Source organism: Saezia sanguinis, assembly GCF_003991585.1.
Classification (GTDB): Bacteria; Pseudomonadota; Gammaproteobacteria; order Burkholderiales; family Burkholderiaceae_C; genus Saezia; species Saezia sanguinis.
Window position 1 is genome coordinate 1 of record NZ_PQSP01000197.1, and the last position, 240, is coordinate 240.

At 27.5% G+C, this 240-nt stretch carries 1 protein-coding gene; it reads right to left on the reverse strand.

What is annotated here, in order from left to right; all coding sequences use genetic code 11:
* The coding region (locus CUZ56_RS15470; RefSeq protein WP_204250985.1) for a hypothetical protein at positions 1-240 on the reverse strand (240 nt) is incomplete at both ends.

A 240-nucleotide genomic window follows, 5' to 3' on the forward strand; every position in this document is an offset into this window, starting at 1 on the left:
CAATATACCTAGCCCCACGGAATCAAATAAAATAATATAATCCATATTAACAAAGATAGTGATTAAAAATAATAAAATAGTAATACTCATTGGAAAAGTAACTAAAAGTACCATATGAAGCATGTATATCGTACATAAAGTAAGTCCTATTATTCCAGTAAAGATAATCATACCGAAGATGATATTACTCGTTGCTACATTAAAGTATTGTATTTCTGAACTCGCTTTTATCATTGGTAT